The 24,658-nt window shown below is 35.8% G+C and carries 28 protein-coding genes and 1 riboswitch; of the genes, 9 read left to right on the top strand and 19 right to left on the bottom strand.

What is annotated here, in order from left to right:
- The first annotated feature begins 171 nt into the window (after positions 1-171).
- On the top strand, positions 172-951 hold the full coding sequence (locus A6J74_RS23895; protein ID WP_000755809.1) for a GDSL-type esterase/lipase family protein: 780 nt from the start codon (positions 172-174) through the stop codon (positions 949-951).
- Positions 952-1,023: 72 nt separating this feature from the next.
- Complete coding sequence (locus A6J74_RS23890) at positions 1,024-1,470, top strand: MarR family winged helix-turn-helix transcriptional regulator (protein WP_000445820.1); 447 nt, start codon at positions 1,024-1,026, stop codon at positions 1,468-1,470.
- A gap of 24 nt (positions 1,471-1,494) precedes the next feature.
- Here the strand turns inward: A6J74_RS23890 and A6J74_RS23885 are convergent, their stop codons facing one another.
- From A6J74_RS23885 to argC, 7 genes are all read right to left on the bottom strand, one after another.
- Positions 1,495-1,701: a hypothetical protein gene (locus A6J74_RS23885; RefSeq protein WP_000291941.1), complete on the bottom strand. Its 207-nt coding sequence runs from the start codon at positions 1,699-1,701 to the stop codon at positions 1,495-1,497.
- 58 nt (positions 1,702-1,759) lie between these two features.
- Positions 1,760-2,320, bottom strand: coding sequence for a DUF2062 domain-containing protein (locus A6J74_RS23880; RefSeq protein ID WP_002044856.1), 561 nt, complete (start codon positions 2,318-2,320; stop codon positions 1,760-1,762).
- Between the two features lie 137 nt (positions 2,321-2,457).
- Positions 2,458-3,408 carry an ornithine carbamoyltransferase gene (argF, locus tag A6J74_RS23875; RefSeq protein ID WP_000108847.1) on the bottom strand — a complete coding sequence of 317 codons (951 nt, stop codon included), beginning with the start codon at positions 3,406-3,408 and terminating at the stop codon, positions 2,458-2,460.
- Positions 3,409-3,420: 12 nt separating this feature from the next.
- A complete protein-coding gene (locus A6J74_RS23870) occupies positions 3,421-4,581 on the bottom strand; it encodes an acetylornithine transaminase (protein WP_000200530.1) in 1,161 nt (386 codons plus the stop codon).
- Complete coding sequence (gene argB / locus A6J74_RS23865) at positions 4,578-5,345, bottom strand: acetylglutamate kinase (RefSeq protein ID WP_001286767.1); 768 nt, start codon at positions 5,343-5,345, stop codon at positions 4,578-4,580. Before argB ends, A6J74_RS23870 begins: the two co-directional genes overlap by 4 nt.
- Before the next feature lie 11 nt (positions 5,346-5,356).
- Positions 5,357-6,580 (bottom strand): bifunctional glutamate N-acetyltransferase/amino-acid acetyltransferase ArgJ, encoded by a 1,224-nt coding sequence (gene argJ, locus A6J74_RS23860; protein ID WP_000598404.1) that lies wholly within the window; start codon positions 6,578-6,580, stop codon positions 5,357-5,359.
- Between the two features lie 10 nt (positions 6,581-6,590).
- Positions 6,591-7,628 carry an N-acetyl-gamma-glutamyl-phosphate reductase gene (gene argC, locus A6J74_RS23855; RefSeq protein WP_000861262.1) on the bottom strand — a complete coding sequence of 346 codons (1,038 nt, stop codon included), beginning with the start codon at positions 7,626-7,628 and terminating at the stop codon, positions 6,591-6,593.
- A gap of 224 nt (positions 7,629-7,852) precedes the next feature.
- Here argC and A6J74_RS23850 point away from each other — a divergent pair, with 224 nt between their 5' ends.
- On the top strand, positions 7,853-8,038 hold the full coding sequence (locus tag A6J74_RS23850; protein WP_001003216.1) for a YqzH family protein: 186 nt from the start codon (positions 7,853-7,855) through the stop codon (positions 8,036-8,038).
- A 31-nt stretch (positions 8,039-8,069) separates the two neighbouring features.
- On the opposite strand, the gene A6J74_RS23845 is transcribed toward A6J74_RS23850, so the two are convergent.
- Together A6J74_RS23845 and A6J74_RS23840 are read right to left on the bottom strand one after the other, a co-directional pair.
- Complete coding sequence (locus tag A6J74_RS23845) at positions 8,070-8,864, bottom strand: SDR family oxidoreductase (protein WP_000147784.1); 795 nt, start codon at positions 8,862-8,864, stop codon at positions 8,070-8,072.
- A gap of 9 nt (positions 8,865-8,873) precedes the next feature.
- The gene (locus A6J74_RS23840) at positions 8,874-9,827 is read right to left on the bottom strand and encodes an MBL fold metallo-hydrolase (RefSeq protein ID WP_000125108.1); all 954 of its coding nucleotides are present in this window, start codon (positions 9,825-9,827) and stop codon (positions 8,874-8,876) included.
- Positions 9,828-9,992: 165 nt separating this feature from the next.
- Between A6J74_RS23840 and proI the strand changes: the two genes are divergently transcribed.
- Positions 9,993-10,832, top strand: a complete 840-nt coding sequence (proI, locus tag A6J74_RS23835) for a pyrroline-5-carboxylate reductase ProI (RefSeq protein WP_000027275.1) — start codon at positions 9,993-9,995, stop codon at positions 10,830-10,832.
- Between the two features lie 49 nt (positions 10,833-10,881).
- On the opposite strand, the gene sdaAA is transcribed toward proI, so the two are convergent.
- The 4 genes from sdaAA to rnz all read right to left on the bottom strand — a co-directional run bounded on the left by sdaAA (position 10,882) and on the right by rnz (position 14,237).
- Positions 10,882-11,760, bottom strand: coding sequence for an L-serine ammonia-lyase, iron-sulfur-dependent, subunit alpha (gene sdaAA, locus A6J74_RS23830; RefSeq protein ID WP_000489451.1), 879 nt, complete (start codon positions 11,758-11,760; stop codon positions 10,882-10,884).
- Between the two features lie 18 nt (positions 11,761-11,778).
- Positions 11,779-12,438: an L-serine ammonia-lyase, iron-sulfur-dependent subunit beta gene (gene sdaAB, locus A6J74_RS23825; protein ID WP_000877455.1), complete on the bottom strand. Its 660-nt coding sequence runs from the start codon at positions 12,436-12,438 to the stop codon at positions 11,779-11,781.
- 48 nt (positions 12,439-12,486) lie between these two features.
- A complete protein-coding gene (locus tag A6J74_RS30510; protein WP_255257361.1) occupies positions 12,487-12,621 on the bottom strand; it encodes a hypothetical protein in 135 nt (44 codons plus the stop codon).
- A 692-nt stretch (positions 12,622-13,313) separates the two neighbouring features.
- Positions 13,314-14,237 (bottom strand): ribonuclease Z, encoded by a 924-nt coding sequence (rnz, locus tag A6J74_RS23815; protein ID WP_000397436.1) that lies wholly within the window; start codon positions 14,235-14,237, stop codon positions 13,314-13,316.
- A 189-nt stretch (positions 14,238-14,426) separates the two neighbouring features.
- Here rnz and A6J74_RS23810 point away from each other — a divergent pair, with 189 nt between their 5' ends.
- The 3 genes from A6J74_RS23810 (at position 14,427) to A6J74_RS23800 (ending at position 18,905) form a co-directional block, all read left to right on the top strand.
- Positions 14,427-14,678 carry a DUF3932 family protein gene (locus tag A6J74_RS23810; RefSeq protein WP_000665711.1) on the top strand — a complete coding sequence of 84 codons (252 nt, stop codon included), beginning with the start codon at positions 14,427-14,429 and terminating at the stop codon, positions 14,676-14,678.
- Between the two features lie 195 nt (positions 14,679-14,873).
- Positions 14,874-15,041: riboswitch (M-box (ykoK) riboswitch) on the top strand.
- 332 nt (positions 15,042-15,373) lie between these two features.
- A complete protein-coding gene (mgtA, locus tag A6J74_RS23805; protein WP_000481704.1) occupies positions 15,374-18,079 on the top strand; it encodes a magnesium-translocating P-type ATPase in 2,706 nt (901 codons plus the stop codon).
- Positions 18,080-18,203: 124 nt separating this feature from the next.
- Complete coding sequence (locus A6J74_RS23800; RefSeq protein ID WP_000262352.1) at positions 18,204-18,905, top strand: MgtC/SapB family protein; 702 nt, start codon at positions 18,204-18,206, stop codon at positions 18,903-18,905.
- A gap of 41 nt (positions 18,906-18,946) precedes the next feature.
- Here A6J74_RS23800 and A6J74_RS23795 read toward each other — a convergent pair whose 3' ends face one another.
- Complete coding sequence (locus tag A6J74_RS23795) at positions 18,947-20,185, bottom strand: DNA polymerase IV (protein ID WP_001208869.1); 1,239 nt, start codon at positions 20,183-20,185, stop codon at positions 18,947-18,949.
- A 141-nt stretch (positions 20,186-20,326) separates the two neighbouring features.
- Between A6J74_RS23795 and A6J74_RS23790 the strand changes: the two genes are divergently transcribed.
- Positions 20,327-20,527 carry a hypothetical protein gene (locus tag A6J74_RS23790; RefSeq protein WP_002093303.1) on the top strand — a complete coding sequence of 67 codons (201 nt, stop codon included), beginning with the start codon at positions 20,327-20,329 and terminating at the stop codon, positions 20,525-20,527.
- Positions 20,528-20,573: 46 nt separating this feature from the next.
- Here the strand turns inward: A6J74_RS23790 and A6J74_RS23785 are convergent, their stop codons facing one another.
- Together A6J74_RS23785 and A6J74_RS23780 are read right to left on the bottom strand one after the other, a co-directional pair.
- On the bottom strand, positions 20,574-21,692 hold the full coding sequence (locus A6J74_RS23785; protein WP_000609821.1) for a tripeptidase T: 1,119 nt from the start codon (positions 21,690-21,692) through the stop codon (positions 20,574-20,576).
- A 127-nt stretch (positions 21,693-21,819) separates the two neighbouring features.
- On the bottom strand, positions 21,820-22,365 hold the full coding sequence (locus A6J74_RS23780) for a GNAT family N-acetyltransferase (RefSeq protein WP_002044843.1): 546 nt from the start codon (positions 22,363-22,365) through the stop codon (positions 21,820-21,822).
- Positions 22,366-22,552: 187 nt separating this feature from the next.
- Between A6J74_RS23780 and prli42 the strand changes: the two genes are divergently transcribed.
- Positions 22,553-22,645 (top strand): stressosome-associated protein Prli42, encoded by a 93-nt coding sequence (gene prli42, locus A6J74_RS29855; RefSeq protein WP_000549039.1) that lies wholly within the window; start codon positions 22,553-22,555, stop codon positions 22,643-22,645.
- A gap of 72 nt (positions 22,646-22,717) precedes the next feature.
- On the opposite strand, the gene A6J74_RS23770 is transcribed toward prli42, so the two are convergent.
- The 3 genes from A6J74_RS23770 to A6J74_RS23760 all read right to left on the bottom strand — a co-directional run bounded on the left by A6J74_RS23770 (position 22,718) and on the right by A6J74_RS23760 (position 24,617).
- A complete protein-coding gene (locus A6J74_RS23770; RefSeq protein ID WP_000281158.1) occupies positions 22,718-22,957 on the bottom strand; it encodes a DUF3894 domain-containing protein in 240 nt (79 codons plus the stop codon).
- 114 nt (positions 22,958-23,071) lie between these two features.
- The gene (locus A6J74_RS23765) at positions 23,072-23,632 is read right to left on the bottom strand and encodes a L,D-transpeptidase (RefSeq protein WP_001146537.1); all 561 of its coding nucleotides are present in this window, start codon (positions 23,630-23,632) and stop codon (positions 23,072-23,074) included.
- A gap of 16 nt (positions 23,633-23,648) precedes the next feature.
- Positions 23,649-24,617, bottom strand: coding sequence for an aromatic acid exporter family protein (locus A6J74_RS23760; protein WP_000472694.1), 969 nt, complete (start codon positions 24,615-24,617; stop codon positions 23,649-23,651).
- Positions 24,618-24,658: the final 41 nt, after the last annotated feature.

Raw genomic sequence — 24,658 nt, 5'->3', positions numbered from 1 at the left:
TTATCTGACATTATCATATATAAAACTCTTTCGTATCGTCAATATTTTTTGACAAACTTCAACAAATTTTCTGTAAAGTTATTGTAAACTTTTCATAAACATATAATATGCCCTTACATTGCTAATATTGCTGAATATGATACAATTACCAATTACAAGGAGGATGAATTTATGAAAAAAGTCATCTTAATAGTTGTTTGTCTCCTCCTTCTAATCATTTCTTATTCTAATTTTGAAAAGAACGATGAGACAAAACAAAACGAACCTGAAGACAAAACAGAGAAAACCTCTGCTCCAAGTTGGATTGATAAGCAAACAAACGACTCCTTTTATCACCTCGTATTAGGTGATTCACTCGCTAAAGGATATGGATCGACACAAGGTGGATTTGCTGAATTAGCTTCCAGACAAATAGAAGCACAAATTCATAAACCAATTACAGTAGAAAATCTTGGGATAAACGGCCTTACTACAGATCGTCTCGCTAAAAAAGTTCAATCAGAAGATGTAAAGCAAAAAATTAGAGCTGCAAATATAATTACGATTAATATTGGAGGAAATAATTTATTTCGCTTAAATCGTGATGTCGGTGTTATAGATGGTATTAAAATGTTAAATAAAGAAAAAGCTCATTTTGAAGCGGATATAAAAACTATTGTAAAGACAGTTCGAGATCAAAATCCGAACGCTTTACTCATTCTCTCAGAACTCTATAACCCGTTACAACTCGATGACTCCATCGCAAGTTATGCAGACATGTTTTTAGACGGATGGAATGAATCCGTTTATTCCATTTCAAAAGCAAATCAACCGTCTATCGTTTTACCAATTCGTAAATTAATATCGAATGATAAAAAAGATTTACTATTTGACCAAGTGCACCCAAATGATAACGGCTATGCGATTATTGCTAATACATTTACAAAGCAAGTGTTATCCTACAAATATTAAAACTGCTGTGAAACAATTCTATTTTTATACCATGTCTTTTTTGTTACAATGAAAGTGGAAGGGGGCCTTTATATGGAATCACGCGAGTGGGAACGTATTGTTGATCATCTTCTTTCGCTAGTGCCTCTTTTTTATCGCAAATTTATGCTTCCTGGAGAATTTTCTTCTCAAAGACATATGCCGCCATCACATACACAAGTATTACTACTTTTGCATGAAAATGGCACATTAGCAGTTTCCGAAATCGGCAAGCGGCTAGCGATTTCAAGGCCTAACATGACACCTCTATTAAACAAACTTATTCAAGAGGAACTAATAGAGCGTCATTATAGCGAAAAAGATCGACGGGTCATTTTAATTTCTCTAACAGCTGAAGGGAAATTATTAGTAAATCAGTATCAGCAATTCATTTTAGACAAACTAAAAGAAAATTTCCAAACATTATCTGAGGAAGAGCGCGAAAAGCTCATTCAATCTCTTCAAACCATTCAAAATTTAATTTTGAAAACAAACGCATAAAGCTGCTTCTAAATAGAAGCAGCTTTATGATTCATAATAATTACCGTAGTATACATTTGAATATGGCCATGTCGTTAAATATGGTTTTTGATCTTGCGTAGGTTGTTGTGGTGGTATTTGTGGCAATTGCTGAAATTGTTGCTGTTGATACACTCCAACTTGCTGTCTCATATCATTTACCGGATAATAATTTGTATATGGGTATACTTGAGGTACATAGTAATAATACATCCATTCTCTCCCCCTTTTTCTTAAACATATTCAAAGGAGAAAATGAATGTGCCATTCTTTATATTTGTACAAGTGGTTCTCTCACTTTTTTCTTTCTGTTCTTCAAACGTAACTTACGATTCTTTTCATATAAATAATGCACTACGAAATATGAAACTACACCGAACACAACTCCTAAAATCGTCATTCCAATTAATACATATACTTCACTCTGTAATAAGCTCTTTAACATCGTAAAAATGTGACTTGAAAACAAGTCCGATATCGTAAATGGTTCATGATGTATTTGTTGTACATGAAATGGATAAATCATTTTCCCTAGCGCATACGCAAGCGGAAATAAAAACACTGGGAGAAACGATATTTTCCCAATAATATTGCCAATAACTGCAGCAGGAAATGATCCTTTTGCTAATCGAACGATTGGATAAAATATTACATATACGAGCGATGCTGTATAAATTACTAACATTTCTAAACCAAAACCAATAGCAAAACCTAACGACACTTTCTTTGCTCCTTCTGGCGATCGAAGCAACTTATAATATTGAAACTTTAATATTCTCCACATCCGCTGAAAAAACGAATATGTTTGCTTAGTTGTTTTCACTCTCATCATCTCTTTAACTATATTTTATATGTAGTATGTCCTTACACGCACTGAATAACAAATTTAGTTTTCTCTTTCTATTATAAATGATATAAAAATGATTAACCAAATATACATCCGACATTTTAATATAAAAAACCTTCCTTTTAGGAAGGTTCTTCTACATTATTAAATAAACTTACTAATAATGCTTTTTGAGCATGTAATCGATTACCAGCTTGCTCAAAAACGATAGACTGTGGTCCATCAATAATTTCTCCTGTTACTTCTTCTTCACGATGAGCAGGTAAACAGTGTAAGAAACGATATGTTTGCTTTGCATGCATAACAAGTTCTTTATTGATTTGATAAGGTTGAAATAAAGTATATTTCTCTTCTTCTCCATCTTGCCCCATACTCATCCAAACATCAGTATAAATAAAATCTGCTTCCTGTACCGCTAATTCAGGATTATGCAAAATTTCAATTTCAGCGCCTGTTTCTTTAGCAATCGCTAACGCTTTTTTAACAATTTCCTCATTCGGTTCATACCCTACGGGTGTTGCCACAGTCATATTCATTCCGACTTTTGCACTCGCTAACAGTAACGAATGACACACATTATTCCCATCACCTACATAAGCCAATTTAATTCCTTTAAATGTATTCACTTCTTCATATATCGTCATTAAATCTGCTAATGCTTGACAAGGATGATGATCATCCGTTAATCCATTAATAACAGGAATGCTCGATTCTTTTGCCAACTCTTCTACATCCGCGTGTGAGAATGTACGTATCATAATCCCATCAATATAATGAGACAGTACTTTCGCAGTATCAGAAACGGTCTCTCCTCTTCCGATTTGCATCTCCTTCCCACTTAAAAACATTCCATGTCCTCCGAGCTGTACCATTCCTGCTTCAAAAGATACACGAGTACGAGTTGAATGTTTATCAAAGATAAGCCCTAATATTTTACCTTGTAATAAAGGCTCTTGCTTATTCTTTTTTAAATATATAGCGAACTCAATTAAAGAAATAATTTCTTCTTTCGTTAATTCTTCTAGTGTTAAAAGATCTTTCGTATTTAATTTCGGTACTTGTACAGTTGACATGAAATTTCCCCCTTATATGATTGATACGTTTTTTGTACAAACTACTTTTTTTATCATATATACTGCCTGTTCTAACTCTTCATTCGTTACAATGAGTGGCGGTAATAGTCTTATGACATTCGGCCCTGCTTGTAATACGAGTAGCCCGTCTTTTTCAAGTTGTTCTATAAAATTTGAAACTTCATGCTTATATTCGATTCCAATCATAAGCCCCTTGCCACGAATATTTTGAATACATTCGACATGACATAACTCTTCTTGCAATCTCTTTAATACGTATTCGCCCTTTTCCTGTACGTCTTTTAAAAAGGATGGTTCCTTGCTTACCTGTAACACTTCTTTCGCAGCAGTCATCGCAATATAATTCCCTCCAAAAGTTGAACCGTGTGATCCCGCATTAAAAGAAGAGCCCAGTTCTTTCCTACCAATTACTGCTCCAACGGGAATACCATTTCCAAGAGCCTTAGCGATAGTAACGATATCAGGTTTTATTCCCATTTGTTCGTAAGCGAATAGTGTTCCGGTTCTTCCTATACCCGTTTGTACTTCGTCTATAATAAATAGAGAACCGTACTTATTACATAATATTTCGATTTCTTTCAAAAAAAACGAATCAGCTAGTATGACCCCGCCCTCTCCTTGAACAACTTCTATCATTACTGCCGCAACTTCTTCATTCATTACTTCCTCTAATGCTTGTATATCGTTAAAAGGGATATGTAAAAAAGACGGAAGTAGTGGACCAAACCCTTCTTTCACCTTATCTTGACCTGTTGCACTCATCGTTCCAAATGTTCTACCGTGAAAAGACTGCTCACATGTTACGACTAGAGATTTTCCAGTATGCTTACGAGCTAGCTTTAAAGCTGCTTCATTCGCCTCTGCCCCGCTATTACAAAAAAACACATAATCTAATGCTGTATTTTCTGTTACTAACGATGCAACCTCTTCTTGTAAGGAGTTTGTAAATAAATTCGATATATGCCATATGTCTCCAAGTTGCTTTTCAACCGCCTTTACAACAGTAGGATGACAATGTCCTAAATTACATACTCCAATACCGGAAGTGAAATCTACATATTGCTTACCATGTTTATCAATAACTTTCGTTCCATTCCCCTTTACAAACTCAACGTTTCTTCTTCCATACGTTTGAAAAAGATGACTCGTCATACAATACTCACGCCTTTCGTTACCGTCGTTCCGATACACTCGCCTGTGACCTCAGTAAAATCCTTTGTACCATTCACAATACTTACCTTTTGTACTCCCATTTTTAATGATGTAAGTGCCGCCTGTACTTTCGGAATCATCCCGCCTGTAATAACACCTTTTTCTATAAAAGTTGCAATTTCAGACTCATCTGTTTTCTTTACCAATTTCCCTTCATGTAATATCCCATCTACATCTGTAATGAAAATAAGTTCTTTTGCGGATAGCGCATCCGCAATCCCAGCTGCAGCAGTATCCGCATTTATGTTATACACCTCATTACCATTTATTCCGATTGGGGCAATAACAGGAATATAATTCATATCTATTAATTTTTTTAATAAGGTTGTTTCTACATAACTTACCTCTCCTACATATCCTATTTCTTCGCTGGCAGGTTGAACTTGAAGTAAATTACCGTCACACCCTGAAAGCCCTACGGCCAGTAAATTATGCTTTTGTAAATTCATTACAAACTTTTTATTTGTACTACCACATAGCACCATTTGAACAACATCCATCACTTCTTTTGGTGTTACTCGTAATCCATCTCTTTTTTCCACTTTGATATGACACTCTTTTAATTTGGCATCAATTTCTGGGCCACCACCATGGACAATCACTATCTTATACTTCTGTTGCAATTTCTTTATACAATCAAAAAACACATCATTTAATTGATCCAACATGCTACCGCCGCATTTAATTACGATATAATCACTCATCTTCTCTCTCCTTATGTACGATAACAAGCGTTTATTTTTACATAATCATAACTTAAGTCGCATCCCCAAGCTGATCCGGTCTCTTTTCCTACATGTAAATACACATCAATAATAATTTCATGTTCTTTTAATTTCTTTTTCATTTCCTCTTCAGAAAATATTTGAGGTTCACTATTTTTTAGCACAACGATAGATTGAAGAGTAATATCAATTGTATTTGGATTAATCGTTACTTCACTTTGTCCAATACTGCTAATAATTCGCCCCCAATTTGGGTCTTCACCGTGTATTGCGGTTTTCACAAGACTTGAACCAACTATTTGCTTTGCAATTTTCTTTGCCTCTTCACTCGCTTTAGCCCCTAGCACATTTACTTCTATTAACTTCGTAGCACCTTCACCATCTTGTGCAATTTTTTTTGCTAAATCTTCACATACCTTCTGTAAAGTAAATACGAAAGTTTCCCAGTCTGTGTGTTCCATATTGATTGGTTTCGTTTCCGACAATCCACTTGCCATAACGATGACCATATCATTTGTAGAAGTATCTCCATCTACCGTAATTTGGTTAAATGTATGATTCGTAATTTGTGATAATGCTGTTTGCAATACTTCATGCTCTATATTGGCATCTGTTGTAATAAAACTAAGCATCGTTGCCATATTCGGATGAATCATTCCTGAACCTTTAGCAACACCAGCGATAGTCACTTCTTTTCCATCAATAATCATCTCATAACAAGTTTCTTTCGTTATAAGATCCGTCGTTAAAATTGCTTCACAAAAAGAATGAGCTTCACTTACCTCTTTTGTCGGTATAAGAGATGTAACTCCCTTGCGGATGCTATCCATCGGTAAAGGTACTCCAATTACACCAGTTGAACCGACCGCAACGTAATTTTCTTTTACACCAAAGTGTTCTGCCCCTAATGTTCGTATCTCGTAAGCATCTTGTAGCCCTTTCATTCCTGTACAAGCATTTGCATTTCCGCTATTAACGATAATTGCTTGTAATTTCCCTTCAGTTGCTATACTATCTTTCGTTACTTGCAGGGGTGCTGCTTGTATTTGATTTGTTGTATAAACAGCGGCGCACGATGCTGGTACGTCACAAACGATTGCACCTAAATCCTTTTTCTCCTTTTTCAAACCATTGCTAGTACCGATTGCCGAAAAGCCTTTCGGCGTTACAATTGAACCACTTTCTAATTTTGTAATAGACGCTACTTTAATCATCATGTCCCCCTTATGGATAAAGCGGCATATGTTGTAAACCTGTTGTCTCTTCCAATCCCGCTAATACATTTGCGTTTTGAATCGCTTGCCCAGCCGCACCTTTCATCATATTGTCTATAACAGAAACGACCGTAACTCTTTCTGTTCTTTCATCGTAAGCTACCCCAATATCACAATAATTTGAGCCCCTTACTTCTTTCGGACTTGGAAATTCTCCATGAGAGCGAACTCGAACGAAAGCTGAGTATTCATACGTTTCTTCATACAATTTTTGAAGCTGCTCTATTTTCATTTCCTTTTTCACTTTCGCATAAAGTGTAATCATAATCCCCCGTGATATCGGTATTAAATGTGTACTAAACGTGATTGGCTTCATTTCACTATTCCACTCTGCAAGCATTTGCTCAATCTCAGGAATATGCTGATGCTGATTAACTTTATAAATGTGTAAGTTATCATATAACTCAGGAAAGTGAGCCATTGTTGTTGGCGTTTTGCCCGCTCCAGATACTCCTGATTTCGCATCAATAATAATGGAATCTTCTTCAATTATGCCGCTACGCATTAACGGCGCTATCGCTAATAATACAGCTGTAGCAAAACATCCTGGGTTTGCAATTAAATCTGCATTTTGAACCTCAGACCTTTTCCATTCACTTAGCCCATATACTGCTTTCCTAAGAATTTCTTCTTGTGCAGCTGGCCTTTTATACCACAGTTCATATGATGAGGGATCTATCATACGAAAGTCTCCAGATAGGTCAATTACTTTTAAACCTACCTGTAATAATTTTGGAGTTAATTCTGCCGATACACCTGCTGGGGTTGCTAAAAATACAATTTCTGCTTCCTTCTCTATTTCCTCCACATCAATTTCTTGTAACGTATGGACAAGGATATTTCGAAAATGTGGATATACATTCGCTATACACTCACCAACTTGCGAAAAAGAATGGAGAGATGATATCGAAAAATACGGATGCTGCTCTAATAACCGAATTAATTCAATACCTCCATATCCAGTTGCTCCAATAATTGCGACTTTCATAAGTTCCTCCTCATATTGATTCTTTAGATTAAGTATGATTATAATATTGTATATTTATAGAGTCAATTAAATATTTATAAATTTTTAAAACTAAAAAAACTTAATTTTACTAGAAAAACAATATACTCAACCGAATTTTTATACAATAATAGTGCATGGTAGTTTTTTCATTTCACTTCAAGTACAATAAAACAATACATACGTACATACAGGCGGAGAAAAATATGAACGAAAAGTTAATTGAGAAAATGATTATAAAAAGTTTTCAGCAATATCAATGCAATCCTGTATCAAAAGAGGATCAGGAAATGTTAGTAAAACATATTCAAGTGATTATTCATTCGAATAATCAAATTGACGTATACGAGGCAATTGAGGATACCGTTTACGATTATGTGACTGGAAAATAAAAAAAATAGGAGATTTCCATATGGAAATCTCCTATTTTTTACTTAATGATTTTCCTGCTACACGTTCAAATAAACCAGGGAATAACGCATAGAGCTTAGGCCCCATTCCCATCCACTTCGGCAAATTCACTTCACGTTTTTTCGTTTGCATCGCCTTTACGATTTGTTCTGCTACATATGTTGGTTTTAACATGTAACGTCCCATATTTTTTACATATGTACCAGATTGATCAGCTATTTCAAAAAAGTTCGTATCTATCGGTCCTGGGTTAATTGCTGTTACATAAATATCTGTATTCGATAATTCCATGCGCAAACTATTCGTAAACCCTAATACGGCATGTTTCGTTGCTGCATACGCACTCGATTTCGGAGTTGCAATTTTCCCAGCAAGTGAAGCTATATTAATTATATGTCCTTCATTTCTTTTTACCATATAAGGTAATACCGCTTTCGTACAAGCTACTAGTCCAAATACATTTACTTGGAACATATCCTTTACTTCATCCATTGATGCCTCTTCAAACGTTTTAAAAATACCAAAACCCGCATTGTTTACCAATATATCAATACGTCCCACTTCTTGTAATACCTTTGAAAAAACAGACTGTACTTTCGTCTCTTCACTTACGTCTAATACATAATAATAGCAAGGCGTATTATAAGTTTTTTTTATTTTGTCTGCTAACGCTTGTAGTTTCTCCTCTGTTCGAGCCATTAATACTGGAATCGCTCCCTGCTCTGCAACTTGCATTGCAACTTGCTCTCCAATTCCACTAGAAGCGCCTGTAATGACGATTACTTTTTCTTGTAAGCGTCCTGTCATTGCTGTCACCTACTTTGCATAATAAATCAATTGTTGCGAAGATTCATCAATCATCACTTGTTGATTATATGCTAAAAAGTCTAATTGTCCAACAGTTTCGGAGATAGTAAGCGGCAATTGTTCTTTATATAATACTGGAAATAGCTTCACACATACTTCAAATGCTGTCATCGGTTTTTCCTTTAATAACTCAAGTACTTTAAATGCACGTGTTTCTTGCTTTTGTAACCTCGTTTCAATAAGTTGTTTCACATTTAGAACATCTTCCCCATGCCCTGATAAAATACGTGAAATATTCATTTCACTTAAACGTTTTAACGTTTGATTGTATTGTAGCAATGGACGTGCTCTTTCCGTTTGCCCTTCATATGGTGGTTCTAATATTGGATTTGAAGAAATATGACTAATGAGAGCATCCCCACCAATTAATATCCCATCGGATTCTCTATATAAAGAAATATGAGTAGAAGCATGGCCTGGGGTTTCAATTACTGTAAACCCAGGTAAAGAATCAATACGATCCCCCTCTCTCACAGTATGTGTTAACGATCTATTACAAGAATATTTAAGTGTCCTTGTCGTCAATAATGCCTCGTCATTCAAAAATGCTGCTGGAACACCGAACTGCAAGGCTGTCTCTCTAAAAAACTCATGATACCGCTTTAAAAACTCTGGATTTTGCGTGATCCACGGCTCATTCCAAGGGTGTCCAATAATATTCGTTTTCTCAGAAAATATATTTAAAAGTCCACAATGATCCGCATGATGATGCGTAATCACTATCGTTTCAATATCTTCTATCGTATAACCTAATGCACCTAATTGACTTTCTAACGCATTTTTTGCCTCTTCTGTATTCGTCCCTGTATCAATTAATGTTAATGTCTCCCCCTCAACTAAAAACACATTCACAGTCTCAACTGCAAATGGCACAGGAATCTCCATTCGGTGAATCGCCGTCATGCTTAGCCCCCCTGACTCTTTCCGGTTCAAAAATGAATACTTCTTCAGTTTACAACTTCTACATAAATTTGTCATTATTTTCAGATAAAAAGAGGTGTTTTCTATAAAAAACCGAATGTATGTACATTTATAAGTATTTCTAACCAAGTTTAAAGGAGGAACATCATGTCTATTCAAAACATATCCTTTCTCGGTGCAGGCTCTATTGCCGAAGCGATTATTGGTGGATTGTTACACGCAAATGTAGTTAAAGGAGAACAAATTACCGTAAGTAATCGTTCTAACGAGACAAGGTTACAAGAGCTACATACAAAATATGGTGTCAAAGGTACGCATAACAAAAAAGAACTACTTGCTAATACAAATATTCTTTTTCTAGCAATGAAACCAAAGGATGTTGCAGAAGCGCTTACCCCTCTTAAAGAATATATAAATAAGGATTTGCTTATTATTTCGCTATTAGCAGGTGTTTCTACTCACTCGATTAGAAACCTACTTCAAAAAAACGTTCCGATCATTCGTGCAATGCCAAATACATCTGCCGCTATTTTAAAATCAGCTACCGCTATTTCGCCTTCAGAACATACAACAGCGGAACATATTCAAACTGCAAAATCTTTATTTGAAACGGTCGGTCTCGTCTCTGTTGTAGAGGAAGAAGATATGCATGCTGTCACTGCATTGTCTGGAAGTGGACCAGCTTATATTTATTACGTAGTAGAGGCGATGGAAGACGCCGCAAAAAAAATTGGTTTAAAAGAAGATGTTGCAAAATCGCTTATTCTTCAGACGATGATTGGTGCTGCTGAAATGCTAAAAGCAAGCGAAAAACACCCTTCTGTTTTGCGAAAGGAAATTACATCTCCTGGCGGAACTACCGAAGCAGGCATTGAAGTATTACAGGAAAATAAATTTCAACAAGCACTCGTTTCTTGTATTACACAGGCAACGAAACGATCACATGATCTTGGAAAAACATTAGAACAACTCACAAAAGAAAAATAAAAATGGAGCTCAATCTTACTTGAGCTCCATTTTTTATCATCATATACTTTTAGTTATTACTCTTTCCAAAAATCTCTTCTTGTAGACGACGACCTGTCGGTGTTGCTGCAAGCCCGCCTTCAGCTGTTTCACGAAGTGCTACTGGCATCGTTTGTCCGATTCTAAACATTGCCTCAATCACTTCATCACATGGAATTGTACTCGTTACACCAGCTAATGATAAATCCGCTGAAATCATCGCATTTGAAGCACCCGCTGCATTACGCTTTACACAAGGTACTTCTACAAGTCCTGCAACAGGATCGCACACTAAACCAAGCATATTCTTTAATGAAATTGCCATCGCTGTAGCTGCTTGATCTGGTGTTCCACCAGCCATCTCAACTGCTGCTGCCGCTGCCATTCCACTTGCTGAACCAACTTCTGCTTGGCATCCTCCTGCCGCACCAGAAATACAAGCATTATTCGCAACTACCATACCGAAAGCTCCTGCTGTAAATAAAAATTCAATCATTTCTTCACGTGTAGGTTGTAATTTTTCTTTCAGTGCAAACAGTACACCTGGCACTGTTCCAGCAGAACCTGCTGTTGGTGTTGCACAAATAATCCCCATCGCCGCGTTTACTTCATTTGTTGCAACAGCTTTACTCACTGCGTCCAAAATCGTATCTCCAGATAAGCCTTTTCCGCTCTTCATATACGCTTGAACTTTTACAGCATCACCGCCAGTTAAACCAGTTGGTGATTTCACGCCGCGAATACCACGTTCTACTGCTTGTTCCATCACGACTAAGTTCTTTTCCATACCAGCAATTACTTCTTCACGTGAAATATGTCTTGTTTCCATTTCACATTGAATCATAATTTCTGCGATTTTTACATTTTGTTCTTTAGCTTGCGCCACTAGTTCCGCTGCGTTCCGAAACATGGTGTGTCCCCCCTGCAATTAATCCATAATAGTTACTTGACAAATATTTTGTTGCCCTTTTATTTCTTCAATCACTTCATCTGCTAACAATTCATCTGTTTCAATGACCATAAGCGCTCTTCTTCCTTTTTCTTTACGAGAAACGCTCATTGTACTAATGTTAATCTCGTGTTTCGCAAGAATGGAAGCTACAGCTGCGATAGCACCAAAGCGATCGTTATTTACAATAAGTAGTGCTGGACTCGTGCCTGTTAATTGAAGATCGAATCCGTTTAATTCTACAACTTCAATTTTACCGCCACCAATTGAGCAAGCAACAACTTCAATTTCCTCTTCACCTTTATACAGACGAATTTTCGCTGTATTTGGATGCGGAGCATTTGCATCTTCTTCAATGAATTCCACTTCAATCCCGCGTTCTTTTGCAATATCTAACGCACTTGGAATACGTAAATCATCTGTTTCAAATCCAAGTATTCCACCGATTAGCGCTACATCCGTACCGTGACCACGGTATGTTTTTGCAAATGAACCATATAATGAAATGCTAACTCTCTCTGGCTCATGACGAAACAGCTGACGAGCAACTTGCCCCATTCTTGCCGCGCCTGCTGTATGTGAACTTGATGGACCAATCATAACCGGACCAATAATATCAAACACTGAGCGGTACTTCATCATAACTCCCCCTAAACCTCTATGAAAAAAATTTATTCTACTATTTTATTAAGCTGCCACATTTGTTGCTGTTCCAGTTCTACCACGAATTTGTTCCGCTGTACGAATTGGATAGTTTTTGAATAAAATGAACCAATATCCTGAAATAATACCAGATACCATAATACATAAGAAATATAGCATTACTTTCATTTAAAACGATATAAGATAACCAGCAATAAATCCTGGTAGCAATCCAAAGTTTAACACAGAAGCCATTGCAAGCATAGCATAAACAGGTGATATAACCATTGTTAATACAACTAAATTTGCACCCGCTACTCAACCTAGACTACCTGCTGATGTTCTGAACTCTTTTAAAGAGTGGTATACCAATTAAATCCCCACCAACTTATTATTAAAAAAGCTTCTACTAAACCACTTGCAACAGCTACACTAGCTAATCATACCGTTTAGCTAAAAAGTAAAAAAGACTTAGTACAAATAATGATATCTTTCCTATTATAATCTCCATATTACTCTCTCATGTTTTAGTCAACTTCACTTGTTACGACAATGACTAATATGCATGTGACTTATAATAAATTGTAATCTGCCCTCATTATAGCTTGTTTTTTATAAAACGCTTACTTTTGTTGAATTTTAAAAGTTCTGAATAAAAGTCCCTTTCTGCTATTTGTATTACTTGTATGTCATCTGACTTATATAACAGTTTTTCTAAATAATCATTATTACGTATTTTTATCCTATATATTCAAACCATTCTAAGTTTCTGTATCATCCAAGTTTAAGTATAAAATAATAACAGTTTTATTTTTAAAATTTTTTAGACATAAAAAAATGGTAACCTAATGTTACCATTTTTTCAAAAATCATTATTTTTCTACTGGAAATGATTTTAAATCTGTCGCTATTTCTGTATTAGGAAATAACTCTCGTGCCTCTTTCAATAATTCCTTATATGTATCTCCTTGATAACGAGAACTAATGTGAGTTAATATTAATCGTTTCGCATTTGCATGAAGTGCAATGCTCGCAGCTTGCTTAGATGTGGAATGAAAATAATCATGCGCTTGTTGTTCATCGTCTGCCGCAAAAGTTGCTTCATGAACAAGTACATCAGCATTTTGTGCTAGCTCTCTACTCGCTTCGCAATATCGTGTATCACCTAAAATGGTAATAATTCTTCCCTTTTGAGGCGGACCGATAAAATCTTTTCCATTTAGTATCGTACCATTCTCTAATTCAACTACTTCTCCATCTTTTAAACGCTTAAAGATTGGCCCTGGTTTCACTCCCATTTCGAGCAATTTATCGACTAAAAGAACACCTTGTATATCTTTCTCTACAATACGATATCCAAAACATTCAATGCCATGTGACAATTTTTTCGTTTCTACATAAAACTCATTATCTTCAAACACAGTACCTTCTTCTGTTATCTCAACGATTTCAAGTGGATATTTCACATGTGTCGTACTTACTGATAATGCCACTTCAATAAATTGTTTAATTCCTTTTGGTCCGTACACTGTTAATTTTGTTGTTCCACCTTGAAACGAACGGCTACCCAATAAACCCGGCAATCCAAAAATATGATCGCCATGTAAATGCGTAATAAATATTTTCTCAATGCGGCGTGGACGTACAGACGTATGTAGTATTTGATGTTGCGTCGCCTCGCCACAGTCAAATAACCAAGTCTGTCCTCGTTCTTCTAACAACTGCAAAGCAATTGCTGAAACATTCCTTCCTTTTGAAGGAACACCTGCACCAGTTCCTAAAAATACAAATTCCACTTTCTTTCCTCCAGCTCTTTATATAATCTATCTTTCATCTTACGGAATGTTATTTCAAATGGCAAATTGAATTTACATAACCAATCATCTAGACAACTATATAACACGAACGTTATACTCAAAAAATTTAGCTATCGTTCGTGTTTTGTGGTAAAATGATTGTACTACATTTTAAGGGAGCGTTTTATTATGAAAGAAGTATTTCGTTTACAAACTGATTTTTCATCTTCATTTGATCGCTGGGTAAGTTCTTTCGTGTCTGATCACCCAGCACAATTAGAATGGACGACTTTAAAAGAATTAATCCATGAATATACAACATCACATACAAATGAGACATTACCAACATATATTTCTTCAGCTTTAACATATTACGCACAACGCGTTTCAACAACAAATAACTCAGAAATTGTTATTTTTGAAAATCCTACAATCTCATAATCTATTATAAAAAGCACTGTAATGAGTGCTTTTTATTTATATTCATTATTTTTTATTTTTCCAACTTATTCTCAAAAAATACAACTTATTTCATACTATATACCCTTCATAAATCTATTTGATTTTTCAAAAAAACAGATTAAAAAGATATTGACACTACGATTTTACAGTGCTAACATTCAACATGTAATTGAATATGGTCTCTGTTAGGTGAGGCTCCTGTATAGAGAAACGCTGCTGCCCAAAAATGTCGAGAGACGCCAATGGGTCAACAGGAAAGGTCGGAATGAAGGCCTTTTTTAACGTAGCTGGTTTCAGTACCTATGCTATACAGTGCTAAAACTCAACGAGGGAGAGGTGCATGTATTTTGTCATACACAAAAACTGTTTTTAGCTATGTTTACTAACAGGCTTTCGTGTGGACGTTTTTTAACTGTGAATTCAGACCTTTACTCGTTGTGAGTAAAGGTCTTTTTTATGTCTTTATGCACCTGACTATGAAACAAACATAGCATATTCAGAAACTATTAAATTGGACGGAGGTGAGGAACAGTGGCAAGTGATGATTCGGCCCAGATACCCATATGTTTTACGTTAATATTTCATCATGTAGGTAGGAAAGAAGCTGTTCCTCCTAATTTTAAATAGTCGAGTAACAGTTTGTTTCCTCCTTCATGCCAGAGGAGGAACTACCGATGTTTAATTTTCAAAGACAAGAAACAAAGCATGCTTACGATCAAGATAGCATGCAAACAAATAACAAAGTATTAGTGGAAGTTGCAACACAAGATATAAACTCTGCATTAAAACTTCTAGAAACTACAGAAAATGGACTCTCTAAACAAGAAGCGTCCCGTAGACTTTCTTTATATGGTCCGAACGAAATTGCTCATAATAAAACATTGCCGTGGTACATTCAATTTCTGCTGGCATTTAAAAATCCATTTATTTTTGTTTTATTAGCTCTTGGAGCGCTCTCTTTTTTCACAGATGACATGCAAGGAACAATTGTCGTATCTGTAATGGTACTTCTAAGTTCAGCGATTCGCTTTTTACAAGAATTCCGCTCTCAAAAAGCCGCGGATAAATTAAAGGCGATGGTTCGAACAACCGCGAGCGTCTTTAGAATAGATGGATTTGTACACGAAACAAAAAACGTAACGAATTTAAATCGAAATTATACAATAGAAATTCCAATTGAAGAACTTGTACCTGGCGATATTATTTCACTTTCAGCCGGTGACATCGTTCCAGCTGATGTGCGTATTTTATCGGCTAAAGATTTATTTGTTAATCAGTCTTCATTAACCGGGGAAGCACTTCCTGTAGAAAAATACGAAAACTGCTACCATACAGAAAACAAGCATATCTTACCAAAAAATATGAAAAAAAATTTCAATCCACTCGATATGGAAAACCTTTGCTTTATGGGTACGAATATTGTAAGTGGTAGCGCAAAAGCTGTTGTCGTTTCAACAAGTACCGATACGTATTTCGGCTCTTTAGCGAATAAAGTAATCGGGAAGCGCGCAGAAACAAGCTTTGATAAAGGTGTAAACAAAGTAAGCTGGCTCTTAATTACATTCATGCTTATTATGGCGCCCATTGTCCTTCTCATTAATGGATTCACAAAAGGTGATTGGCAAGAAGCTTTCTTCTTCGCTATCGCTATTGCAGTTGGTCTTACACCTGAAATGTTACCAATGATTGTAACTGCTAATTTAGCTAAAGGTGCTGTGAACATGTCTAAGCAAAAAGTTATTGTAAAACAGCTAAATTCTATTCAAAACTTAGGCGCGATGAACATTCTTTGTACAGATAAAACTGGGACATTGACAGAGGATAAAGTTGTTCTTGTTAGACATTTAGATCCTACTGGTAATCCATGCAATCGTGTATTACAGTTTGCATATTTAAATAGCTTCTATCAAACTGGATTGAAAAATTTAATAGATAAAGCTGTTATTGAGCATACAGAAGAAAAACAAATGTTCGACCCTTCAACGTTTCAAAAACTAGATGAAATTCCATTTGATTTTGCCCGCCGTCGCATGTCCGTCATCGTCAAAGACATCTCAGGTGAACATACAATGGTTTGTAAAGGTGCCGTGGAAGAAATTTTATCCATTTGTAACTACACTGAATCAAACGGAAAGATTGTTCAACTTACCGAGGAAATGCGCTCAAATGTCAAACAACTAAGTGAGACATTGAATGGCGAAGGTATGCGTGTAATTGCTGTAGCTTATAAAAAAAATAGAAAAATAAATGATAAAGAGTACGCGGTAAAAGATGAAACTAATATGATTCTCGCTGGATATATTGGCTTTTTAGATCCACCGAAACCATCTGCATCTGTTGCTATTCAAGCATTACAGAAACATGGTGTACAAGTAAAAATTTTAACTGGTGATAATGAAATTGTTACAAAAAAAGTTTGTAAAGAAGTTGGATTGGATATTGGTGAGCCTATCCTTGGCTACGAGATCGATTCTTTACCAGATAAAGCATTAGCAAAACTAGCCGAAGAAACAACAGTGTTCGCAAAAATAAATCCAATGCAAAAATCTCGCATTATTCGTGCCTTACAAGGGAACGGTCATACAGTAGGTTATATGGGGGATGGTATTAACGATGCCGTAGCATTACGTGATGCTGACGTTGGAATATCTGTTGATACTGCAACTGATATCGCAAAAGAGTCTTCCGATATTATTCTACTTGAAAAAAGTTTAACTATATTAGAAGCGGGTATTTTAGAAGGACGCACTACGTTCGGAAATATTTTAAAATATATTAAAATGACGGCTAGCTCTAACTTTGGAAATGTATTTAGTGTGTTAGTGGCCAGTGCTTTCATTCCCTTTTTACCGATGCTTGCCATTCACCTTTTAATTCAAAACTTGCTTTACGATATTTCACAGCTGTCTATTCCATGGGACAAAATGGATAAAGAATTTTTAGAAAAACCGAGAAAATGGGATACTGCAAACTTACGGAACTTCATTATTTGTATCGGCCCAATTAGTTCCATATTTGATATTATCACATACGTAGTCATGTGGAATGTCTTCGGTGCAAATACACCTAGCGAACAATCATTATTCCAATCTGGTTGGTTTGTCGTTGGACTGCTCACACAAACTTTAATCGTTCACATGATAAGAACACAGAAGATTCCATTCATTCAAAGTACTGCATCAGCACCGGTACTGTTATTAACCGCTTGTATTATGGCAATCGGAATTTATATTCCATTCTCACCACTTGGTGCGGCTGTTGGTTTACAAGCATTACCACTTAGCTATTTCCCTTGGCTAGTAGGAATACTATTAGGCTATGCTTTCTTAACACAATTCCTGAAAAAAGTTTATATTAAAAAGTTTCATAGCTGGTTATAAAGTGAAACTTTAATCAGTGGGGGTCTTACTGCCCGCAAATAGCGGGATAAAAACGAGAATGAGTGGTACTCCCCACTCATTCTTAAAAACATCACACGTACTTATATGTATGGAGGTGACCATGATGGTATGGTATGACATTGTATTAAGATTATTTATCGCAATTATTATAGGTGCTTGCATCGGAATGGAAAGGCAATGGAGACACCGGATGGCCGGTTTACGGACAAATGCTCTCGTATCACTTGGTGCCTGTATATTTGTTTTATTATCCGTCATGCTTGATCATGATGCTAGCCCCTCACGTATTGCTGCTCAAGTTGTTAGTGGGATTGGCTTTTTAGGAGGCGGTGTGATTATCCGTGACGGTTTTAGTATTAGAGGATTAAATACTGCGGCTACTTTATGGTGTGCTGCTGCTGTCGGTACTCTTACAGGCGCTGGTTTTCTCCTTGCAGCTATATTAGGTGCAGCCGGCGTTTTACTAGCAAATATACTACTTCGCCCGATCGCTCTCTTTATGAATAAAAAATCAAAAGAAGAATCACCTGAACAAACAAACTACTTCCTTTCTCTTACTTGTTCCGAAGAAAATGAAGCACATATTCGTTTTTTACTCATGCACATGGTAAGTACAGAAGGTCTCGGTTTAAAAGAGTTATATAGTGAAGATGTAGATTCTAAGCAAAAAGTCTGTATACAGGCTACATTACATTGCAAGACAAATGCGGCTATCTTAATTGAAAAAATAGTAAGTAGAATGTTATTAGAATCTGGCGTTACTGCTGCTGGGTGGAGGACTTCTTTAGATTTAGAAGCAAGTTAAATATGAAAGGTGTCATGCTATTTACTACTTCATGACACCTTCTACATAAACTTATTTTCTAACTTTTGTTGAAACGACTTCTCTTGCTTACGTAGTAGTTGACTACCTCGTTGTAAAAGCGGTGTTCCATACTTATCATTAATTTGATCAATGACAGCAAGTAGTGGTTCTTTTTTCGCATCCTCTTCAAATGAAAACAAATCTAATTGTTTCACCGATTCTGTCTTCCACTCTATTTCAGTAGCTGTAACACCTAATAAACGAACGGAATCACCGTCCCAATGTTGCTTCCATAAACGGGATGCTGCTTGAAAAATATCGCGTTCTTCCCAAATTGCATTTTTCAATTGCTTACTCCGTGTTACCGTTCGCCTATCATGGTATTTAATCATAATTTGAATATTATAGCTGACAAGAGTTCGCTTTTGTAATCTTTTACTCACTGATTTTGATAAACGTTCTAACATATCAAGTAACTCTTTCTCTTCATCCATATCCTTTGAAAAGGTCGTCGAATTACCGACACTTTTATGCTGTCCCATTTGACTCGGATCAACTTCTCTATCATCCATACCTTTTGCACGCCTTTGTAAATCAACACCGTGCTTTCCAATTTTAGCGCGAATGATATGCTCGTCTCCCTTTGCCAATTGTTCAATTGTCTGTATATGAATATCATTTAATTTTTCAGCTGTTTTCTCACCAATTCCATGCATGGCTCCAACTGGAAGTGGCCAAATCAATTCTGGAATATCACGTTTTCGAAGTACAGTAATACCAAGTGGCTTTTTCATATCTGAAGCGGTCTTTGCTAGAAAAAGATTTGGAGCAATTCCAATACTACACGGAAGCTGTAACTCTGTTAACAACGCTTGTTGAATCATCTTTGCTATTTCAAGAGGCGAACCGAGTGCATAGCAATCTGTAATATCTAAATATCCTTCATCTATAGAGACTGGTTGTATCTTTTCTGTAAAACGGGAAAGGATTTGAAACATTTGAAATGAAGCTTCACGATATAATGTAAAATTTGGATGCCTTACAACTAATTGTGGGCATAACCTTTTCGCTTCCCAAAGAGGCATCGTCGTACGTATTCCATATTCTCTCGCCTCATAACTACACGTTATAATAATTCCTTTTCTCTCTTTTTCATTTCCAGCAACCGCTAATGGCTTTCCTTGTAATGATGAATCATGAGCAATTTCAACAGATGCGAAAAAACAATTCATATCCACATGTAAAATAACACGGCCATTTTTCGGATACATTTCTCGCATAGTACTCCCCCCTCAAAAGAACATTTGTTCCTTCATTATACCAAATTCATGTACAATATAATAATTACTTATTCTTTTTATCCTTATTTTTGCTATACTTAATACGAAATATGGATATTATTGTAAAATGAGTGACTTATTATGAAATCTAATAGTAAACTTAACTCTACCTTTCTCATTATTATATTAATCCTCTTAATTAATTACTTACTACTCCCCATTTTTAATATTAATACAGCTGGACTCCTCCCTCGTTTACTAAGTATCGTAACAACTTATATACTGCCATGGATTTTCTTATATTGGTTTATCCGCCTAGTGAAAGCAGTTGAATCAAAATAAAAAAGACGTGTAAACCATAATTGGTTCACACGTCTTTTTTATTTTATTACTTCGCTACTTCTTCAATAATTGCAACAACTAATTCTGCTGTTTTCACTAATTCTTCAACAGGAATCTTCTCGTTTGTTGTATGAATTTCTTCATAACCAACCGCTAAGTTAACTGTTGGAATACCGTGTCCTGCAATTACGTTTGCATCACTTCCGCCACCACTTTGGTGAAGAGAAGGTGTGCGACCAATTTTTTCAGCTGCACGTTTTGCAACTTCTACAACGTGGTCGCCATCAGCAAATTTAAATCCTGGGTACATAACGTTTATTTCAACGTCTGCTTGACCACCCATATCTTTTGCAGTTGTTTCAAATGCTTCTTTCATTTTCGCAACTTGTTCTTCCATTTTCTCGTTGATTAAAGAACGAGCCTCTGCAAAGATTTGTACATGATCACAAACGATATTTGTTTGTGTACCACCTTCAAAACGTCCAATATTTGCAGTCGTTTCAGAATCAATACGACCAAGTGGCATCTTCGCAATTGCTTTCGCTGCGATCGTAATTGCAGATACACCTTTTTCTGGTGCTACACCAGCATGAGCTGTTTTCCCGCGAATAATTGCGTTCACTTTCGCTTGTGTTGGAGCTGCAACAACGATTTCACCAACTTTTCCATCGCTATCTAATGCGTAACCATATTTCGCTGTAATGCGCTCACGGTCTAATGCTTTTGCACCAACAAGTCCAGATTCTTCTCCAACTGTAATAATAAATTCAATTTTACCATGAGGAATATTTTTCTCTTTTAACACACGAATTGCTTCAAACATTGACGCTAATCCTGCTTTATCATCCGCACCTAAAATTGTAGTACCATCTGATACGATATATCCATCTTTAATAGAAGGCTTAATTCCATTACCAGGAACTACTGTATCCATATGAGAAGTAAAGTAAATTGTATCCACGCCATCTTTTGTTGCTGGTAAAGTACAAATTAAGTTACCTGCACCATGACCAGTTACAGACATTGTGTCATCTTCAAATACTTCTACACCTAAATCTGTAAATTTCTTTGTTAATACTTTGCAGATTTCTGCTTCAAATTTCGTTTCAGAATCTACTTGTACTAATTCCATAAATTCATTTACTAAACGTTCTTGATTAATCATAAGACTGCGCCTCCTGCACTACCATTATGTATGTAACACTACTAATTATAACAGAATTCCGCAAAAGTTTCGAAATACAAGACAAAAAACAGACGGTTTATATGTCTAGATAACCATCTGCTTTCGATTACTCATTTAACAATACCCAGCGCATATGATCTTCCCACACTCCATTTACCATTAACATCTTCCTAGATACCCCCTCATACTGGAAGCCTATTTTCGTCACTACTTGTATAGATGCTAAATTACGCGGCATAATTGGTGCTTCTATACGATGTAAATGAAATTCCTCAAAAGCAACTGCAATTGCTTTTCTAAGCGCTTCTGTCGTATAACCTTTATTTAACTCTTCCTTATCTAATTTATAACTGAGTACACAAGATTGATAAATACCACGAACGATTAAATTAAATGAAATACAGCCAATTATTTTCGTGTCATCACCTTTTTTAAAAATCCATAGCCTAATGATCTTACCTTCTGTAAACTCTTTTCTATCCTTTTGTAGCTTTTTCTTTTGATAATCTAACGTAAAAAAATCCTCCGGTCTATACTCTTCCCAAGCTTTTAAAAATTCACGATTTCTGTCGTAATATTGAAGAATTTTTTCAGCATACGACTCATCGATTTCCCTTAAATGTAAGCGGCCTGTCTCATATATTTTCATCATCGTATCTCCATTCCTCAGCTTGCAAAACAAAAACTCACAATCTATCTTTTAATATATTCTCTATGCATACTTAAATTTCCTGTTATATTTTGCAACCCCTTCCCGAAATTTGTCCTTTCTCTCCCCTTGTCCACAGTTTCATTTCTCGTTACAATGAAGGTGTACTGATTTGCAAGGAGGTTTAACGATGCATAAAAAAGCTCAAAAAGTTATGGTTTATATCATGCTAATTTCTATGCTTGTAACAACATTACTTGCTGGCGCAAGTATGTTTTGGTAAAAAGGGCGATGTGTTCGTCCTTTTTTTACGTTTTACACATAATAAAATAAACCATCTCGACATCGAGATGGTTTATTTTATATAAAGCACAACCGCTACAATACTAAAGGAAAATGCCATTACTAACGCTATCACAAAACTCGTGTACTGTTTGTGTTGAAACGCCCCAATAACAAAAGTAAGATTAAGTAATGCCATCAATACAATCGCTACAACGTAAGAGCATATATTAAAAGTTGCCAATATGAATGTAATCACAAATAGAAAGCCAATAAAAAACTGCATATACGAAATTTTTGGATTCAAGTACATATGAGCAACCCCTTTACCTATTTTTATCCCGCATTAACGGGGAATAACCTCGCACTGATTAAAGTTTCACTTTATCTTTCTATATTTTCATTAACGCATGGTTATGTACACATGTCAAGACAACTTATGATAAAAGAAAAAGCCAACCTTTGCGTTGGCTTTTTCATATGCAATGGCACCTTTTTCTTTTGCCAATTGCTGAAATGTTTTTTTCGACTTCACAATCCACACTTTTGTTCCAATTGGAATGCGATCAAATAAATATTCCACATCGTTTTTCTTCATTCTTATACATCCTTGTGAAATATACTTTCCAATTGAACTTGGTTGGTTTGTTCCATGTATTCCATATTTACTCCCATCAGTTCCTCTTGCATTAAACCCAATCCACCTTGATCCAAGTGGATTTTTTGGTGAACCACCTGGAATATCTTTTGCAATATAGTACGGGTCCTTCGCTTTCATTACAATATCAAAAGTTCCTTCTGGGGTTAATTCATTCGTTTTTCCTGTCGCTACGGGAAAAATCTTTTGAATTTTCCCATCGTCAATGTAAGCTAGTTTATTCGTCGCTTTATTTACAATAATGAAAGGATCTCCGGCACGTGGATTATCACCAAGAGGCCAAATCGGCGATAAAGAAAGACATAATATGAAAGAGAGAAGATACGGCATAAATAATTCCTACCTTCTATATAAGTTCTTTTATATTATCCTTTCCCTTAAAGCGACTTTTAATGAGTAAATATTGCTCCATTTCATATACAAGTTGAACAAGTTTTGCACGTATTTCAAATTCTTCACGTGTGACTGGTAACGGCATTTCTCTAAACAATTCTCTCATTTCTTGAAGCTGCCTTAAGGAAATAACACCTGTACTTTCAGGGCTAATTGCATTCCCAATATTTTCAACAACATCGGCAATCATATCAGCTTGTTCATATGTCCACGATAAAGAGGCTGCCAATGGTATCATTCGCTCTAAAATTTCGAATTGTTGCATGCGCATATTAAAGTAACGATAGTAATAATCATCTTCGCGCATAAATGCATTCTCAAGCTTCTTAAAAGATAAATCTCTTGCTTCATTTAGCATATTCTCGGTTTCAATGAGTTCTGCCCCGCTCCAACTACTTTCTCGATTTCGTAAATACACAACCATTTCAAACAATATCGTTTTAAAATTACTTTCTATTTTATTCCGATACTCTCTTAGCTTATTTTCACTACTTGGCATATACATGTTCACTAATAACGCCACACTAATTCCTATCGTTAATATAGCAATTTCATTTCCAACTATAAGCCATGTAATGTGTTTCAATGAATATAGATGCATAACAATAACTGAACTCGTGACGATGCCTTCTTGAATTTTCAACATAACTGCAGTCGGAATAAATGTAAGTAATAATACGCTAATTGCAAGTGGGGTATAGCCAATTGTTTCAAAAATGCAAAATGCGAATACCATTGATAATACACAAGCTAAAAATCGATGTACCGATACTTGAAGTGATTTACGCTTCGTATTTTGTACACATAATATAACTAAAATACCTGCTGAACTATAAAATTCTAACCCTAATAACTGAGCAATAAAAACTGCCGCTCCTGTCCCTATTGCTGTTTTTACTGTACGGTATCCAATTTTAAACATATCATTACTCCTATATGTATAAACGTATTTACAGTTAGTAT

The sequence above is a fragment of the Bacillus sp. FDAARGOS_235 genome (genome assembly GCF_002073415.2).
Classification (GTDB): domain Bacteria; phylum Bacillota; class Bacilli; order Bacillales; family Bacillaceae_G; genus Bacillus_A; species Bacillus_A toyonensis.
The sequence above is the reverse complement of the archived record's forward strand: the minus strand, read 5'-3'. Positions and strand labels throughout refer to the sequence as shown.